This is a genomic window from Paraburkholderia flava (genome assembly GCF_004359985.1).
GTDB classification, from domain to species: domain Bacteria; phylum Pseudomonadota; class Gammaproteobacteria; order Burkholderiales; family Burkholderiaceae; genus Paraburkholderia; species Paraburkholderia flava.
The window spans coordinates 2,278,164-2,292,935 of sequence record NZ_SMRO01000001.1 but is presented as its reverse complement, the minus strand read 5'-3'; the positions used below and the strand labels follow the sequence as shown (position 1 = coordinate 2,292,935).

Annotated in this window: 16 protein-coding genes; 4 read left to right on the top strand and 12 right to left on the bottom strand. The window is 65.3% G+C overall.

Features of this window, described 5'->3' with window-relative positions; all coding sequences use genetic code 11:
• Nucleotides 1-5: 5 nt before the first annotated feature.
• The 5 genes from pcaC to E1748_RS10180 all read right to left on the bottom strand — a co-directional run bounded on the left by pcaC (nt 6) and on the right by E1748_RS10180 (nt 4,006).
• The gene (gene pcaC / locus E1748_RS10200; protein WP_133646961.1) at nt 6-395 is read right to left on the bottom strand and encodes a 4-carboxymuconolactone decarboxylase; all 390 of its coding nucleotides are present in this window, start codon (nt 393-395) and stop codon (nt 6-8) included.
• Complete coding sequence (pcaD, locus tag E1748_RS10195; protein ID WP_133646960.1) at nt 392-1,183, bottom strand: 3-oxoadipate enol-lactonase; 792 nt, start codon at nt 1,181-1,183, stop codon at nt 392-394. The genes pcaC and pcaD overlap by 4 nt, the downstream gene beginning before the upstream one ends.
• A 4-nt stretch (nt 1,184-1,187) precedes the next feature.
• The gene (locus tag E1748_RS10190; protein WP_133646959.1) at nt 1,188-2,558 is read right to left on the bottom strand and encodes a 3-carboxy-cis,cis-muconate cycloisomerase; all 1,371 of its coding nucleotides are present in this window, start codon (nt 2,556-2,558) and stop codon (nt 1,188-1,190) included.
• 70 nt (nt 2,559-2,628) lie between these two features.
• Nucleotides 2,629-3,288 (bottom strand): 3-oxoacid CoA-transferase subunit B, encoded by a 660-nt coding sequence (locus E1748_RS10185; RefSeq protein WP_133646958.1) that lies wholly within the window; start codon nt 3,286-3,288, stop codon nt 2,629-2,631.
• A gap of 16 nt (nt 3,289-3,304) precedes the next feature.
• Nucleotides 3,305-4,006, bottom strand: coding sequence for a 3-oxoacid CoA-transferase subunit A (locus tag E1748_RS10180; RefSeq protein ID WP_133646957.1), 702 nt, complete (start codon nt 4,004-4,006; stop codon nt 3,305-3,307).
• 321 nt (nt 4,007-4,327) lie between these two features.
• On the opposite strand from E1748_RS10180, the gene E1748_RS10175 reads away from it, so the two are divergent.
• Nucleotides 4,328-5,251 (top strand): LysR family transcriptional regulator, encoded by a 924-nt coding sequence (locus E1748_RS10175; protein ID WP_133646956.1) that lies wholly within the window; start codon nt 4,328-4,330, stop codon nt 5,249-5,251.
• A gap of 119 nt (nt 5,252-5,370) precedes the next feature.
• Nucleotides 5,371-6,024 (top strand): GTP cyclohydrolase I FolE, encoded by a 654-nt coding sequence (gene folE, locus E1748_RS10170; protein WP_133646955.1) that lies wholly within the window; start codon nt 5,371-5,373, stop codon nt 6,022-6,024.
• Between the two features lie 60 nt (nt 6,025-6,084).
• On the opposite strand, the gene E1748_RS10165 is transcribed toward folE, so the two are convergent.
• The 4 genes from E1748_RS10165 to E1748_RS10150 all read right to left on the bottom strand — a co-directional run bounded on the left by E1748_RS10165 (nt 6,085) and on the right by E1748_RS10150 (nt 9,300).
• Nucleotides 6,085-7,017, bottom strand: a complete 933-nt coding sequence (locus tag E1748_RS10165) for a DMT family transporter (protein ID WP_133646954.1) — start codon at nt 7,015-7,017, stop codon at nt 6,085-6,087.
• Nucleotides 7,018-7,135: 118 nt separating this feature from the next.
• Complete coding sequence (locus tag E1748_RS10160; protein WP_133646953.1) at nt 7,136-7,987, bottom strand: AraC family transcriptional regulator; 852 nt, start codon at nt 7,985-7,987, stop codon at nt 7,136-7,138.
• 46 nt (nt 7,988-8,033) lie between these two features.
• The gene (epsC, locus tag E1748_RS10155; RefSeq protein WP_133646952.1) at nt 8,034-8,960 is read right to left on the bottom strand and encodes a serine O-acetyltransferase EpsC; all 927 of its coding nucleotides are present in this window, start codon (nt 8,958-8,960) and stop codon (nt 8,034-8,036) included.
• A 106-nt stretch (nt 8,961-9,066) separates the two neighbouring features.
• On the bottom strand, nt 9,067-9,300 hold the full coding sequence (locus tag E1748_RS10150) for a hypothetical protein (protein WP_133646951.1): 234 nt from the start codon (nt 9,298-9,300) through the stop codon (nt 9,067-9,069).
• A 440-nt stretch (nt 9,301-9,740) separates the two neighbouring features.
• On the opposite strand from E1748_RS10150, the gene E1748_RS10145 reads away from it, so the two are divergent.
• On the top strand, nt 9,741-10,196 hold the full coding sequence (locus E1748_RS10145; protein ID WP_133646950.1) for a DUF3005 domain-containing protein: 456 nt from the start codon (nt 9,741-9,743) through the stop codon (nt 10,194-10,196).
• A 229-nt stretch (nt 10,197-10,425) separates the two neighbouring features.
• The gene (locus E1748_RS10140) at nt 10,426-11,031 is read left to right on the top strand and encodes a short chain dehydrogenase (protein WP_133646949.1); all 606 of its coding nucleotides are present in this window, start codon (nt 10,426-10,428) and stop codon (nt 11,029-11,031) included.
• 31 nt (nt 11,032-11,062) lie between these two features.
• Here E1748_RS10140 and E1748_RS10135 read toward each other — a convergent pair whose 3' ends face one another.
• The 3 genes from E1748_RS10135 to E1748_RS10125 form a co-directional block, all read right to left on the bottom strand.
• Entirely contained in the window at nt 11,063-12,001 is a 939-nt protein-coding gene (locus tag E1748_RS10135; RefSeq protein ID WP_133646948.1) for an SMP-30/gluconolactonase/LRE family protein, read from the bottom strand.
• Nucleotides 12,002-12,143: 142 nt separating this feature from the next.
• Nucleotides 12,144-13,724: an aldehyde dehydrogenase (NADP(+)) gene (locus E1748_RS10130; protein WP_133646947.1), complete on the bottom strand. Its 1,581-nt coding sequence runs from the start codon at nt 13,722-13,724 to the stop codon at nt 12,144-12,146.
• Between the two features lie 90 nt (nt 13,725-13,814).
• The gene (locus E1748_RS10125; RefSeq protein ID WP_133646946.1) at nt 13,815-14,756 is read right to left on the bottom strand and encodes a dihydrodipicolinate synthase family protein; all 942 of its coding nucleotides are present in this window, start codon (nt 14,754-14,756) and stop codon (nt 13,815-13,817) included.
• Nucleotides 14,757-14,772: the final 16 nt, after the last annotated feature.

Genomic DNA, 14,772 nt, shown 5'->3' with positions numbered 1-14,772 from the left:
AAACTTCAGCCCTGTGCCGCGTCTTCTTCGCGGAACACTTTGTCGGCAAGATGAAACGCCGAATTCGCCGCTGGCACGCCGCAGTAGATCGCGGTCTGCAGCAGCACTTCCTTGATCTCGTCGCGCGTGACGCCGTTGTTCTTCGCTGCGCGCAGATGCAGCGCGAGTTCTTCGGTGCGGTTCAGCGCGACCATCATCGAAATCGTCAGCAGGCTGCGCGTGTGACGCGGTAACCCTTCGCGCGTCCAGATTTCGCCCCACGCGTAGCGCGTGATCAACTGCTGGAATTCCTCGGTCAGATCGGTGCGGTTCGCAAGCGATCGGTCGACGTGTGCATCGCCCAGCACCGCGCGCCGCACGTCGAGCCCGGCTTCGTAGCGTTCGTCTTCGGTCATCGCGGCTCCGTCAGGAAGTCGAGCAATGCGGCGGTGAACGCATCGGCCTGCTCGATGTTCGAAATGTGCGACGCGTCCAGTTCCAGATAGCGCGCGCCGGGAATCGCGTCGGCGAGTTCGCGGCCCTGAGCGGCGGTCGCGGCGAGATCGTGCGTGCCCGAGATCACGAGCGCGGGCACGCGGATGCCGGGTGCTTCCGGGCGCAGATCGGTTGCGTCGAGCGCTTCGCAGTTCAGCGCGTAACCTTCGCGGTCGGTATGCACGAACACGTCGCGCACGAAGCCCACCGCGCGCGGTTCGCGGGCCGCGAACGCTTCGGTGAACCAGCGGGTCAGCACGACGTCGGCAAGTGCGCCCATGCCTTCGCTGCGGGCGCGTGCGGCGCGCGGCACCCACACTTCCGGCGAGCCGATCCGCGCGGCGGTATTCGCGAGCACGACGCGATCGATCCGCTCGCTGTGACGCGCGGCGAGCGCGATGCCGGTGAGACCACCCATCGACACGCCCGCGAAATGCGCCCGCGCGATCTTCAGCGTGTCCATCAGGCCGAGTACGTCGCCGGCTAATTTATCGATCGAGTACGGCCCCTGCGGCGCTTCCGAATGACCATGGCCGCGCGTGTCGTAACGCAGCACGCGAAAGCGCTGTGCGAGCGCGGCGATCTGCGGCGTCCACAGCGACAGGTCGCTGCCGAGCGAATTGGACAGCACGATCCACGGCGCGTTGCCGTGACGGTCGCCGTCGATCCGGTAATGAAGCTCCGTGCCGTTGACTGCGGCGTAAGGCATGCCGTTACTCCTTTGAAGGCTGATGTGCGGTATGAAGCGCGAGCACCGCATCGACATATGCGTGCGCCGAGCCGACGCAGTGAGCGGGATCGAGCAGACGCTTCAACTCGTCCGGCGACAGGTGCTGCATGATTTCCGCGTCGGCGCACAGTGCGTCGAAGAGCGTCTGCCCGTCGCGCACCGCCGCTTTCGATATGGCTTCGACACGACGATGCGCATCGAGCCGTCCGATCCGGTCACCGAGCGCGAGCATCACCGCTTCGCCGAGAATCAGTCCATGCGTCGCGTCGAGATTCGTGGCGAGCCGTTCGCGGTTCACGTCGAGCCCCGCGACGATCTGTCCGATGTTCGCAAGCGCACCGCCCGCGAGCCGCGCGAGATCCGGCAGCGCGTCCCATTCGGCCTGCCAACCGCCGAGTGCGCGTTCGTGCTCCTGCACCATGCCGGCGAGCACCGTCGCGACGAGGCCGGGTGCACGCGTCGCGGCAGTCAGCACCGCCGCGCAGCCGACCGGGTTGCGCTTGTGCGGCATCGTCGACGAACCGCCTTTGCCGGCCGCGGCCGGTTCGGCCAGTTCGCCGATTTCGGTCTGCATCTGCAGCGAGATGTCGCGTGCGATCTTGCCGAGCGTGCCGATCAGCATGCCGAAGAACGACGCGGCATCGGCGATGCGGTCGCGCTGCGTGTGCCACGGCAGCGCCGGTTCCGCGAGACCGAGACCCTGTGCGAGCGAGCGCGTGACCATCGGCGCCGCGTCCCGCAGACTCGCGAGCGTGCCGGCCGCGCCGCCGAACTGCAGCACCAGCGTCCGCTCGCGCAATGCAGCGAGCCGGTCGCGATGACGCAGCAACGCGTCGAGCCATTGAGCGAATTTCAGTCCGAGCGTGATCGGCAGCGCTTGCTGTAGCCACGTGCGGCCGACCGCGGGCGTCGTGCGATGCGTGGTCGCGAGTGTCGCCAGCGACGCGCACGTCGACGCGAGCATGCCGTCGAGCAGATCGAATGTCGCGCGCAGTTGCAGCACCGTCGCGGTATCGATGATGTCCTGGCTCGTCGCGCCCCAGTGCACGTATTTCGCGGCCTGCGCATCGGTGGCCTGCACGCGGGCGGTGAGCTGTTTGACGAGTGGAATTGCGAGGTTGCCGCCGAGCGCCGCGTCGCGCACGAGCGCGTCGGCATCGAGTTGATCGGCGTGACACGCGGCTTCGATCGATGCGACCGCTGTTTGCGGAATCACGCGATGCGCGGCCGACGCGCGCGCAAGCGCCGCTTCGACGTCGAGCATCCGCTGCAACGTCGCATGCGGCGACCAGATGTCGTTCATCGGCTGCGTGCCGCAGATGAGGCCGGTCAGACGGGCGCTGTCTTCGAGCATGGTGGCTTGGTCGGCAAGACGAAAGAAAACACGGCGTTCGGACTCATTGTCTCCGAACGCCGCGTGCAGGTCACGCGGCGCGCGCCGCCTGCGTGCCGTCGATCAGCGCGATGCCGGTCAGCTTTTGCAGCGCGGCGAAGTCGATGTCCGACACGATCTCCCGCACGACGAGCCCTTTGTCCGTCACGTCGATCACCGCGAGGTCCGTGTAGATGCGATCGACGCAGCGCACGCCCGTCACCGGGTACGAGCATTCGGCGACGATCTTGCTTTCGCCCTGCTTCGTCAGATGCTCCATCATCACGTACACCTGCTTCGCGCCGATCGCGAGATCCATCGCGCCGCCGACCGCCGGAATCGCATCGGGCGCACCCGTGTGCCAGTTCGCGAGATCGCCGGTCGCCGACACCTGGAACGCGCCGAGCACGCAGAAGTCGAGATGGCCGCCGCGCATCATCGCGAACGAATCCGCGTGATGGAAGAACGCGCCGCCGGTGAGCAGCGTGACGTGCTGCTTGCCGGCGTTGATCAGCTCGTCGTCTTCTTCGCCGGGCGCGGGCGCGGGGCCCATGCCGAGCAGACCGTTCTCGCTGTGCAGGAAAATTTCCTTGCTCGGATCGAGATGGTTCGCCACCAGCGTCGGCACGCCGATGCCGAGATTCACGTACGCGCCTTCGGGGATGTCCTGGGCGACACGTTGCGCCATTTCATCGCGGGTCAGTTTTTTCATGGAATGGGTCTCCGGCTCAGGCGGCTGCAGTTGCGTCATGCGTGGCGTGCGCCGCTTGCGGCACTGCGATCACGCGCTGCACGAAGATGCCTGGCGTAACGATGTGTTCGGGGTCGAGCGCGCCGAGCGGCACCACTTCCGACACCTGCGCGATCGCGACCTTCGCCGCGCTCGCCATGATCGGCCCGAAGTTGCGCGCGGTCTTGCGATAGACGAGGTTGCCCCAACGGTCGCCGCGATGCGCCTTGATCAACGCGAAATCCGCATGCAGCGGAGACTCGAGCACGTAATGCCGGCCGTCGATCAAACGCGTTTCCTTGCCTTCGGCCAGCTTCGTGCCGTAGCCGGTCGGCGTAAAAAAACCGCCGATGCCCGCGCCCGCCGCGCGAATCCGCTCCGCGAGATTGCCCTGCGGCACGAGTTCGAGTTCGATTTCACCGGCGCGGTACAGCGCGTCGAATACGTATGAATCGGTCTGACGCGGGAACGAGCAGATGATCTTGCGCACGCGCTTCGCCTTCAGCAGCGCCGCGAGGCCGATGTCGCCGTTGCCCGCGTTGTTGTTGACGATCGTGAGGTTGCGCGCGCCCTGTGCGATCAACGCGTCGATCAGTTCGGACGGCATGCCCGCCGTCCCGAATCCGCCGATCATCACGGTGGCGCCGTCGTGCACGTCGGCCACCGCCGACTGCAGGGAATCGAAAATCTTGTCGATCATGCCGGATGTCCTTGAATGACACTGCGCCCGCGCTGCCGAACGCCTATGGCCTGTTGCCTATTGGATACCGAGTCGGTTCCGGTTGCAGCGAAGCCCACAAAGTTCATAATACGAACACAGATTCGTTTAGCGAACCTTTGCCGCATTATGGTCGGGGCGGCTTCGCGCTGTCAAGGCGGCGTCTCGCTTCATCCCGACCCACCCCGGCTTTCCCCAATATCCGCAAGCGAGATTTTCGCGCTAGCGTGTATACGGTTTGCCCATAGCGGTTTATCCCTTGTCGCGACACCGTTGTCGCGTTGTCGCGGCCCCTCCCCGCTCATGCCCGAACTCGATCTCAACCTGATCCCTTACCTCGTCGCGATGGAAGAGACGCGCAACGTGAGCCGCGCGGCCGAACGTCTCGGCGTGAGCCAGCCGCGCGTGAGCACTGCGCTCGGACGGTTGCGCGAGTACTTCAACGATCCGCTGTTCGTGCGAACGTCGCGCGGCATGGAGCCGACGCCGCGCGCGCTCGCGCTGATTCCCGCCGCACGCGACGCACTCGTGCGCATCGAGAAAGGCATGCTCGACGCGCAGGCGTTCGATCCCGCGACGAGCACGCACACGTTCTCGATCGCGCTGTCCGATGTCGGCGAGATCGTGTTTTTGCCGCGACTGTTGCAGCTGTTCGCGCAGCGCGCGCCGAATGCGAATCTGCGCTCGGTGTCGCTGCCGCATGCGCATGTCGAGCGCGGGCTGGAGTCGGGAGACATCGATCTGGCCGTCGGTTATTTTCCCGACCTCGGCGGCAATAACTTCTTTCAGCAGCGTCTGTTCACGCATCGGTTCATCTGTCTGATGCGCAGTGACCATCCGTTTGCAGGCGCGCCGTTGACGCTCGCGCAATTCGTCGCGTCAGGGCATGCGGTGGTGCGCTCCGAAGGGCGCAGTCAGGAAGTGCTCGAAAAATTTCTCGAGAAGAAACGCATTCATCGTCGCGCGGTACTCGAAACGCCGCACTTCATGAGCCTGCCGTTCATCCTCGCGCGCACCGATCTGCTCGCGACGGTGCCGCACGCGATCGGCTTCGCGTACGTGTCGGAACATGCGTCGATCACGCTCGTCGAACCGCCGCTCGACTTGCCGCGCTTCGATCTGCGGCAGCACTGGCATCGCAAATATCACAACGATCCGCGCACCGGATGGCTGCGTGGGGTCGTCGGCGAGCTGTTCAACGATGCGCTCGACGAGTGGCCGAAGTAGTGCGAAGCTAAAATCGAAGCGACCCGTCGATACGTAAGGTCGATGCGCGCACGGACACGAAACATGGAACAATGCCCCACCTGCAGCCGGGGTCGGCGACGATGCAACAGGAGCGAAGGATGGCCAGCAAGCCCAGAAAAACGAAGGACGTGAAGCAACCCGCGCAACCCGCAGCACCCGTGCGCCCGACTCGCGAAGAGGCCGAAGACGCGGTGCGTACGCTGCTGCGCTGGGCCGGCGACAATCCGCACCGCGAAGGATTGATCGATACGCCCGCGCGCGTGGTCCGCTCGTATGAGGAGTTTTTCGCGGGCTATACGGTCGAGCCGCGCGATATCCTCGCGCGCACATTCTCCGAAGTGGACGGCTACGACGAGATGATCGTGCTGAAGGACATCCGCTTCGAAAGCTATTGCGAGCATCACATGGTGCCGATCATCGGGCGGGCGCACGTCGCTTATCTGCCTCAGCATCGCGTGGTGGGCATCTCGAAGCTCGCGCGACTCGTCGATGCATTTGCGAAGCGTCTGCAGATCCAGGAGAAGATGACCGTCCAGATCGCCGACACGCTGAACGATGTGCTGCAACCGCGCGGCGTCGGCGTGATTCTCGAAGCGTCGCATCAGTGCATGTCGACGCGCGGTGTGCATAAGGCGGGCGCGTCGATGGTCACGTCACGGATGCTCGGCACGTTCCGCAGCGATCCGTCAACGCGGCGGGAGTTTCTGTCGATCGTTGGGGCGACGTCGACGGTGAATGTCGGGACGACCTGAGCGTTCGCGTCAAGGTCGGCGTCGCATGACCTGTAACCATGGCATCGGGCACGAAAGATTTTAGTGGGGCACGTCGGTGCTTGCGGTCGTCGTCGCCCGTCTGCCCCGCCCTCTGCCGCCGAGCGTCGCGAGCCACACCGCGCCCAGCACGCACGCGACACCCGCCAGTTGCGCGCCGGTAATCGGTTCGTGCAGCACCAGCGCCGCGAGCGCAACCGCCGACACAGGTACAACGGCCGTCATTAACCCGGCCTCCGCGCCGCTGATCCGCGCGGCCCCCGCGTACCACAGCACGAATCCCGCGACGGTCGGCACGAGCGCGTAGTACACGACGCCCGCGAATGCGCCCGTATCGAAAGGCAGCGTCCACGGCTTTTCGAAGCACGCGGGCACGATCGCGACCGCGAGCCCGATACCTGACATCAGCGCGGACAGCGGCAATGCATCGACGGGTCGACTGAGCTTGCGATTCAGCAGGATGAACAGCGATTCGCAGACCACCGCCGCGAACACCAGCAGATTCCCATCAAGCGACGCGACGCCGCGCGCCCCCATCAGCGCGCCGAAGCGCACCGTGCACGCGAGCACACCCGCTGTCGCAAGCGCGATCGCACCGAGCAGCGCAGGCGCAGGACGCTCACCGAGCGCAAGCACCGCGACGAGCGCCGACACCGCGGGCAACGTGCCCGCGATCACGCCCGCATCGGCAGCCGAAGCGAGCTTCATCCCACTGATCAGAAACACTGTGTAGCCGACGCTGCCCGCACCGGCCTGCGCGATTACAAGCCATACGTCGCGACCGCGCAGGCGCGGCCAGCGCACGCGCTGTGCGCGCATCACGATGACGAATATCGGGAACGCGATCGCGAAGCGCAGCGCGGTCGCGGAAAACGGCGGCAACCCAGCCGCGATCGTCTTGCTGACCACAACCGTACTGCCGACACCGAGCATCGCGAGCGCGCAGAACAGATAACCAAGAGAACGCTGATTCATGCTGCTGCTTCCTTTCGTGATGAGTGAGCATGCAGCGTAGCGTTCGCACGAACGCATCGTCTTGAACGAAATTGCAGCGTGAGGGAGCGGTGACGCGACGCGGGCTCGACCCGCAAAACTAGCGGACGGCGCTGGCGTACGCAGCAGGCGTCACGCCGAAGAGACGCACGAACGCGCGCGTCATGTGGCTCTGGTCGGCGAACCCGGCGGCTGCCGCGACGTTCGCAAGACCGAGCCCGGGTTCGATCCGCGATGCGATCAGTCTGCGCGCGAGCCTCACGCGTTGCTGCAACTGGTAAGCGTGCGGCGGCAAACCCGTTTCGCGCGCGAACGCACGCAGCAGCTGGAAGCGGCTCATGCCTGCTTCGGCGGCGAGTTCGGCGAGCGTCAATGCGGCGGCGGGCTCGTCGTCGATGCGCGCTCTCGCACGCGTAACCAGAGCGTCGATATCGCGGTGTGCCGGAGTGGCTTGCGTCGTGTGATGACGACCGACGTGCTCGATCAGTGCGAACAACGCTTCTTCGCATGCAAGCGGGTTGGGGGCACCCGCTTTGGCGTCGACGTGGACGGCAAGCGCGAACAACTGCTCGAAGCGAGCCTTCAACAGCGGATCGCGTGCAACAGGCGCGGTCAGTTCGAACGATTGCGACGCCGAGCCGTTCAGTTCGGCGAGCGCGCTGCCGAGCAATGCCGGTTCGAAATAAAACATGCGCCACGTGCGGCCGTGTTCGTCGAGCGGACTGCCGTCGTGGACTTCGCCGGGATTCACGGTGATGACGTCGTTCGCGCGCGCTTCGACGGGGCCGCGTCCGCTTGCGGAACGTTGCCCGCCGCTCGCCATCACGCCGATGCCGAAGCGGTCGTGCGAATGGCGCGGAAACGTCTGCGCGGTCTGCGCAATCGTCGCCTCGATGCCCGCAATCGCGCAACGCGGCATGCGGACACGGGTGGATTTCACGAGCGGCTCCATGTGCGCACGATGCAGCGCATCCGGCACGCGCGGACAAACACCGCGCTCATCCGCGCTTCCCTTCGTCGCTGCGATCGCCTTCGCGAATCTTGCCTTGCGACACGCTGCTGCCCGGCGCCACGCTATGCGTGAGCCACACGTTGCCGCCGATCACCGAGCCGCGTCCAATCGTCACGCGACCGAGGATCGTCGCGCCCGCATAGATCACGACGTCGTCCTCGACGACCGGATGGCGCGCGTTGCCTTTCACAAGCGCACCGTCGACATCCGCCGCGAAACTCTTCGCGCCGAGCGTCACCGCCTGGTACACGCGCACGCGCTCGCCGATGATCGCCGTTTCGCCGATCACGACACCGGTGCCGTGGTCGATGAAGAAGCTCGGGCCGATCTGCGCGCCTGGGTGAATGTCGATGCCGGTCGCCGAATGCGCGATCTCGTTGATGAAGCGCGCGAGCAACGGCACGCCGAGCCGATGCAACGCGTGCGCGAGACGGTGATGCATCATCGCGAGCACGCCGGGATAGCAGAGCAGGATTTCGGTGATGTGCTGCGCGGCGGGATCGCCGGCGTACGCGGCCTGAATGTCGCTCACCAGCAGCGCGCGGATGCTGGGCAACTGGCCGCCGAATTCGCGCGCGACATCGAATGCGCGGGCGCGGAGTATGTCGTCGGCGGTGTCCGCATGTTCGGGCAGAAAGCGCAGTGCGCGGCGGATCTGTTCCGAGAGCAGACGCAACGTGCTTTCGAGCGTATGGCCGACGTAGTAGTCGACGCTTTCGTCGGTCAGATCGGGCGCGCCGTAGTGCGTCGGGAACATCGCCGCACGCAGGCCGACGACGATCGAGCACACTGCATCGCGCGACGGCAGTTCGCGGATACCGCGCGGATGGCGCGTGCGATGCAGTTCTTCGCGCGACGCACGCAGATCGGCGACGATCTGTTCGAGGCCCCAGTTGTGGGAAGCATTTGACATGGCGGGCACGGTGCCGTGCGGCGGCACGGTCAGAGTGAAGTGTCCCGAGAGATTACCGCGTTTTGCAGCGTGTCGCGCGGCGTAGGCGGCACGCTCAACGTGAGGCTCAGATCGTCACGCTGCTCGCGTCGATCCAGCGCACGGCCCAGTCGCGCGCATGCGCGATCGCAGCGGCTTCATCGGGAAAGCGGAGATCGGTAGGAAAGAAACGGTTGGCAACCAGCTCGCCATCGCTCGAACGGGAGATCACGACATAAGGTTGCCAGCAGCCGTCGCCTGAACGCGCAGGCGCGCAGTTCAGCAAATAGCCGCGATGTGTGAATGCAGCATCGAAGTGCATGAGTCACCCGCCCTGACTGCCTCGTATGATGGTTCGAAAGGCGCGCTGCTGGAATGCATCGGCCGCTCTGCGACAACCCGTATTTCGTTGCTGTACCATGGGCTGTCGGGGACCTGAATAAGTGTCCGGTGCGCGCCGGCTCGTCGGAGTACGATCATACTCTGTCGAAAAGAACCGTCCATTAAAAAAGCAAAAATTTGACGTTTGGTTCATGGTGCGAACGCGTCATCATGCCGCCCGGTTCGCGTCGCGGCGCCCTCTCTTCCGCGCATGCACGCTCGCACTTTCATCGCGCCGTTATAGCGTCGTTATTGCGCGGCTCATTGCACCGTTCATCGACTACCCGGAACGGGTTTTGCTCCAGAGTTAACTCACTCGTCTTCGACGGCCGCCATGCACATGCGCGATCGCGCCGACGAATTTCAGATGGAGGAATCGCGATGGACACGACTCATGCAGACAAGCCCGACGACACGCCGCTCACGCAACCCGCCGAGCGCGGACTGAGCGCGGCGATCCACAACGATCGCACACACGACAGCACGGTCGACACCGACGGCAAGAATCGCGAGGCCGCGCGGCTCGCCGGCGACGGCCCGATCGCTGCCGACGAAATTACCGGCAGCGATGCGACGCTCGACAACAGCGTCGCCGAGGCACGCGACGGGTTCGCGGGTTTCGACAGCCGGCGCGGCGGCAATCACCTGATGCTCGCGTTGCAGCCGGGCTATCGCGTGATCGATCACGGGATGGTCGACCCGGACCCGGACGCCGTGCGCGAACACCGCCTCGACATACTCGATCCGCCCTCCGCCCCCAATGCACGCGGCCGCATTCACTACGCGCTGAATCACGTCCGACCCGCGCGGATCATCGAACTGGAGCGTGTCAAATGAGCGCGCAACAATGGTGCGGTTAGCAAACATTGTTTGACTCGATCCGCGTGTGGCCCGACCCACGCGGATGCGCAGAACGCAGACCGTTTTATTGTTCGCGCGGCGGTCTTCGCGTGAGGCCGTCGGATTCGAAACTCCAGGTTTCGGCACTTCAACCCGAGGCCGCCTTGTTCGTCCGCCTTCGCGCCGCCACAATCGGTTCGACCTCAAACCTTCGCAGGAGCAGCAGATGAAAAAGATCGTCGTCATCGGTGCCACGGGCACACTCGGCCGCGCGGTCGCCGCGGAACTCAAGGCACGTCACGAGGTGATCGAAGTGGGTGCGACGCGCGGCGCGCATCGCGTGGACGGTACGGACCCGGCGAGCATCGAACGGCTGTTCGCGGAGATCGGGCACGTCGACGGGATCGTCACGGCGACCGGCAAGGTTCACTTCGGCCCGCTGCCCGAAATGACCATCGAGCAGTTCTGGACCGGCCTGCGCGACAAGCTGATGGGCCAGATCAATTTCGTGCTGGCCGCGCAGCGTTATGTGAACGACGGCGGTTCGTTCACGCTGACGGGCGGCATTCTCGCCGACGAACCGATCCGCGAAGGCGCGAGCGCGACGACGGTGAATTTCGCACTCGAAGGATTCGTGCGCGGCGCGGCGATCGAACTGCCGCGCGGCATCCGCATCAATGTGGTCAGCCCGACGGTGCTCGCCGAATCGATGGACGCGTACGCGCCGTACTTCCGCGGCTTCGAGCCCGTCACCGCACAGCGCGCCGCACTGGCGTACCTGCGCAGCGTGGAAGGCGCGCAGACGGGGAAGGTGTATCGCGTCGGGTATTGATATTGAGTGGCGTCACGCGTGAAGCGTGGCGCTAGCCGCCCTTCACGCCCTGCGTATTCACATACAGCGAATAGAGGCCGTGCGCGGCCGCCATGAACAGGCGGTTGCGATGACGGCCGCCGAAGCACAGGTTCGCGCAACGCTCAGGTAGCGCGATGTGTCCGATCGCTTCGCCTTGCGCGGTGAACACGCGCACGCCGTCCAGTTCGTCGGTGCCCATCCCCCAGCCGCACCACAGGTTGCCGTGCACGTCGACGCGAAAGCCGTCGGGCGTGCCCGGGCCCGCGTCGATCAGCACACGATCGTTCGACAGCGAGCGGCCGTCGGCGGAGACGTCGAATGCGCGAATCTTGCGCGGCTCGCCGCGCGATTCGACGATATACAACACCGACTCGTCCGGCGAGAACGCCAGGCCGTTCGGCCCGAGGATCGAATCGGCGACGACGGTAATCTCGCCGGTCTGTCCGTCGACGCGGTACACGCACGGCGTCAGTTCAGAGTCGTGCTTCTCGCCTTCGTAGTAGCCGTCGATGCCGAAGGTCGGATCGCTGAACCAGATCGACCCGTCGGATTTCACGATCACGTCGTTCGGCGAATTCAGTGGCTTGCCGCGATACTGGTCCGCGAGCACGGTGATCGTGCCGTCGTATTCGGTGCGCGTGACGCGGCGCGTCAGATGCTCGCACGTGACGAGCCGCCCTTCGCGATCGCGCGTGTTGCCGTTCGCGTTATTCGACGGCCGGCGAAACGGCGTCACCGCGCCGGTCTCTTCGCCCCAACGCAGGATGCGGTTGTTCGGAATGTCGCTCCACAGCAGATAGCGCCCGTCGCCGAACCACACCGGCCCCTCGGACCAGCGCGTGCCCTGGTACAGACATTCGACCGATGCGAGCGCGACGCGCAATGCGTTGAAGCGTGGGTCGAGAATACGGACGGCGGGATCGGGATAGCGGCGGCTGGCGTCGGTCATGGCGCAGTCAGAAATTTTAGGTTGAGAGGCAAACGATCGCTAAACACAGGCGCGTTCGTGCGCTGTGTTTAGCGGTTCGTGGTTTGTGGTTCTTCATGCGGCGGATGCTTCGTCGATGCTGCACCCGCCGCACGAGCCTGCATTACTCCCGGCCGAGCTTGCCGTCGCGCAGGCGCCAAAGCTTCAATGGGTTGCCGTCGCGCAGCGACTCGGGCAGCAGATCAGCCGGCAGATCCTGATAGCAGACGGGCCGCAGGAACCGGTCGATCGCCGTCGCACCCACCGACGTCGCACGCGAATCGGACGTCGCCGGGTACGGGCCGCCGTGCACCATCGCATACGACACCTCGACGCCGGTCGGGAAACCGTTCGCGAGAATGCGGCCGGCCTTGCGTTCGAGCACCGGCAGCAGTTGCCGCGCGAGCGGATAGTCGTCCGCGTCCAGTTGCAGCGTGACCGTCAACTGCCCTTCGACGTAGCGTGCGACCTGCAGCATGTCGTCGAACGTCGGGCAGATCACGATCAGCGAAGTCGGTCCGAAGATTTCATCCTCGAGTTGCGGCGTCGCGAGAAACTGCATCGCGGTCGTCGTGAACAGCGCGGGCAGCGCCGAGCACGATGCGTCGCTTGCCATGCCGCGCGCGACGCTCGTCACACCGCGCTGTTCGCCGCGCTGCAGGACGCCGTCCTTGTACGCGCTCGCGATGCCGGCCGTCAGCATCGTCTGTGCACTTTTCTTCGACAGCGCCTGCGCGGCGACATCGATGAAGCGCTGCGTGTCCGCGCCTTCGAGCGCGATCACGAGGCCGGGATTCGTGCAGAACTGACCGACGCCGAGCGTTACCGATTCGACGAAGCCTGCGGCGATTTCGTCGCCGCGCTGCTTCAACGCCGCCGGCAGCAGAAAGAACGGATTCACGCTGCTCATTTCGGCGAAGACCGGAATCGGCTCGCGACGCTTCGCCGCGATATCGACGAGCGCGAGACCGCCGCGTCGCGAACCGGTGAAGCCGACCGACTTGATCGCCGGATGCGCGACCAGCGCTTCGCCGATCTCGTTGCCCGCACCGATCAGCAGCGAGAAGACGCCTTCCGGCAGATTGCAGTCGATGACCGCTTTCTGGATCGCACGCCCGACGAGCTCAGACGTGCCAAGATGCGCGGGATGCGCCTTGACGACGACCGGGCAACCCGCCGCGAGTGCCGACGCGGTGTCGCCGCCGGCCACCGAAAACGCGAGCGGAAAATTGCTCGCACCGAACACGGCAACCGGTCCGACCGGAAGCTTCTGCAAGCGCAGATCGGAACGCGGCAACGGCTTGCGATCGGGCAGCGCGGAATCGAGCGTCGCGGTCAGCCAGCGGCCTTCGCGCACGAGCGACGCGAACAGCTTCAACTGGCCGACAGTACGACCGCGCTCGCCTTCGAGTCGCGCTTTCGGCAGCGCGGATTCGGCCTGCGCGCGCTCGATCAGCGCATCGCCGAGCGCGAGGATGTTCTCGGCGATCGATTCAAGAAAGTGCGCGCGCGTCTCGAGCGACGCCTGACGGTATGGATCGAATGCGCGTGCGGCGAGGTCGCATGCCTGATCGACATCGGTCGTGCCGCCCGCGCCGAAGGTCGGCTCGATCTCGGCGTTGCGGGCCGGGTCGAACGCGCGCAGCGTGCCCTTGGTGCCGCGCACCGCCGACGCGCCGATCAGCATGTCTCCGGTAATCTGCATGTTGCTGCTCCTGTGAGGCGCCGCGCCGCCGCGGTCGATGCCGCTCGCGCGCTGCGCAAAAAATAAAAAGGGAAACTGCGTCGCCTGTATTCAGCGAATTGTGCGCTGTGTGGCGAGACGATGCTCGAACGCGAGTAGTGCCCGCGTCTCGGCGTCGATCTTCGCATGATGCGCGGCCGGCGTCGAACTCAGCAACGGCAGTAGCGGCCCCATGTCGGCGATCCCTGAAAACGTTACCGCGTCGTGCAGCACGCGAATCAGCGAGATCTCGTCGCGCAGCGTTTCGAGCGGCAGGAATGCGTCGTACAGACGCTGCGCTTCGTCGTCGCGTCCTGCCTGGAGCGCGTGCAGCAGTGCCGTCACCGCATGCGGCGCGATGCAGCCGGAACCCGTCGTCCATGCGGCCAGTCCGAAATCTCTCAGATGCACGAGCGCGGCCCGCTCGCCCATCCCCGAAATCACCCGCGACGGACTGACGTTTTGCAGCAGCCGGCGCAGGTACTCGTCGTGCGCGGGATGCTCGCGCACGATCGCGTATTTCACAGCAATCAACGTGCCCCGATCGACGAGCCGCGCGAGCGTCTCGACATCGACATAGTCCTCGTGTTTGATGTACAGCGTGAGTGGGATGCCGGCGATATCGGCGATTCTCGTGAGGCCGTCTTCGATCCCCTGCGGCGTCGTGAAGCCGGCGAGCGGAAGCACCATCGCGGTACGGTAGGCGGTCTGCGAAAGGATGCGCGCCTGATCGAGCATCTTGCCGTAGTCCGGTCCGATGGCGGGGATCACGCGTGTGTCGGGGCGGGTGCTGTCGGCGAGCAGATCGAGCAGTTCGCGGTACTCGCTGACCGGCAGGTGGTACAGGTTTGCGTTGCCGCCATACAGCAGCGTGCGTACGCCGCCTGCTTCGATGTGACGGATCAGCTTGTGGTTTTGCGCGGCGTCGAGCGTGAAATCGGCGCGGCGCGCGAGCGGCGGCACGACCATCACGGTGGTCGCGAATTCGCTTTCGGACAACGGGGAAATGTTCATCTGTCGGAGGCCGTGC

Bases quoted from the DNA above. Each gene is read 5' to 3' on its own strand.
- pcaC (WP_133646961.1), bottom strand. From the start codon at position 395: ATGACCGAAGACGAACGCTACGAAGCCGGGCTCGACGTGCGGCGCGCG.
- pcaD (WP_133646960.1), bottom strand. From the start codon at position 1,183: ATGCCTTACGCCGCAGTCAACGGCACGGAGCTTCATTACCGGATCGAC.
- E1748_RS10190 (WP_133646959.1), bottom strand. From the start codon at position 2,558: ATGCTCGAAGACAGCGCCCGTCTGACCGGCCTCATCTGCGGCACGCAG.
- E1748_RS10185 (WP_133646958.1), bottom strand. From the start codon at position 3,288: ATGAAAAAACTGACCCGCGATGAAATGGCGCAACGTGTCGCCCAGGAC.
- E1748_RS10180 (WP_133646957.1), bottom strand. From the start codon at position 4,006: ATGATCGACAAGATTTTCGATTCCCTGCAGTCGGCGGTGGCCGACGTG.
- E1748_RS10175 (WP_133646956.1), top strand. From the start codon at position 4,328: ATGCCCGAACTCGATCTCAACCTGATCCCTTACCTCGTCGCGATGGAA.
- folE (WP_133646955.1), top strand. From the start codon at position 5,371: ATGGCCAGCAAGCCCAGAAAAACGAAGGACGTGAAGCAACCCGCGCAA.
- E1748_RS10165 (WP_133646954.1), bottom strand. From the start codon at position 7,017: ATGAATCAGCGTTCTCTTGGTTATCTGTTCTGCGCGCTCGCGATGCTC.
- E1748_RS10160 (WP_133646953.1), bottom strand. From the start codon at position 7,987: ATGGAGCCGCTCGTGAAATCCACCCGTGTCCGCATGCCGCGTTGCGCG.
- epsC (WP_133646952.1), bottom strand. From the start codon at position 8,960: ATGTCAAATGCTTCCCACAACTGGGGCCTCGAACAGATCGTCGCCGAT.
- E1748_RS10150 (WP_133646951.1), bottom strand. From the start codon at position 9,300: ATGCACTTCGATGCTGCATTCACACATCGCGGCTATTTGCTGAACTGC.
- E1748_RS10145 (WP_133646950.1), top strand. From the start codon at position 9,741: ATGGACACGACTCATGCAGACAAGCCCGACGACACGCCGCTCACGCAA.
- E1748_RS10140 (WP_133646949.1), top strand. From the start codon at position 10,426: ATGAAAAAGATCGTCGTCATCGGTGCCACGGGCACACTCGGCCGCGCG.
- E1748_RS10135 (WP_133646948.1), bottom strand. From the start codon at position 12,001: ATGACCGACGCCAGCCGCCGCTATCCCGATCCCGCCGTCCGTATTCTC.
- E1748_RS10130 (WP_133646947.1), bottom strand. From the start codon at position 13,724: ATGCAGATTACCGGAGACATGCTGATCGGCGCGTCGGCGGTGCGCGGC.
- E1748_RS10125 (WP_133646946.1), bottom strand. From the start codon at position 14,756: ATGAACATTTCCCCGTTGTCCGAAAGCGAATTCGCGACCACCGTGATG.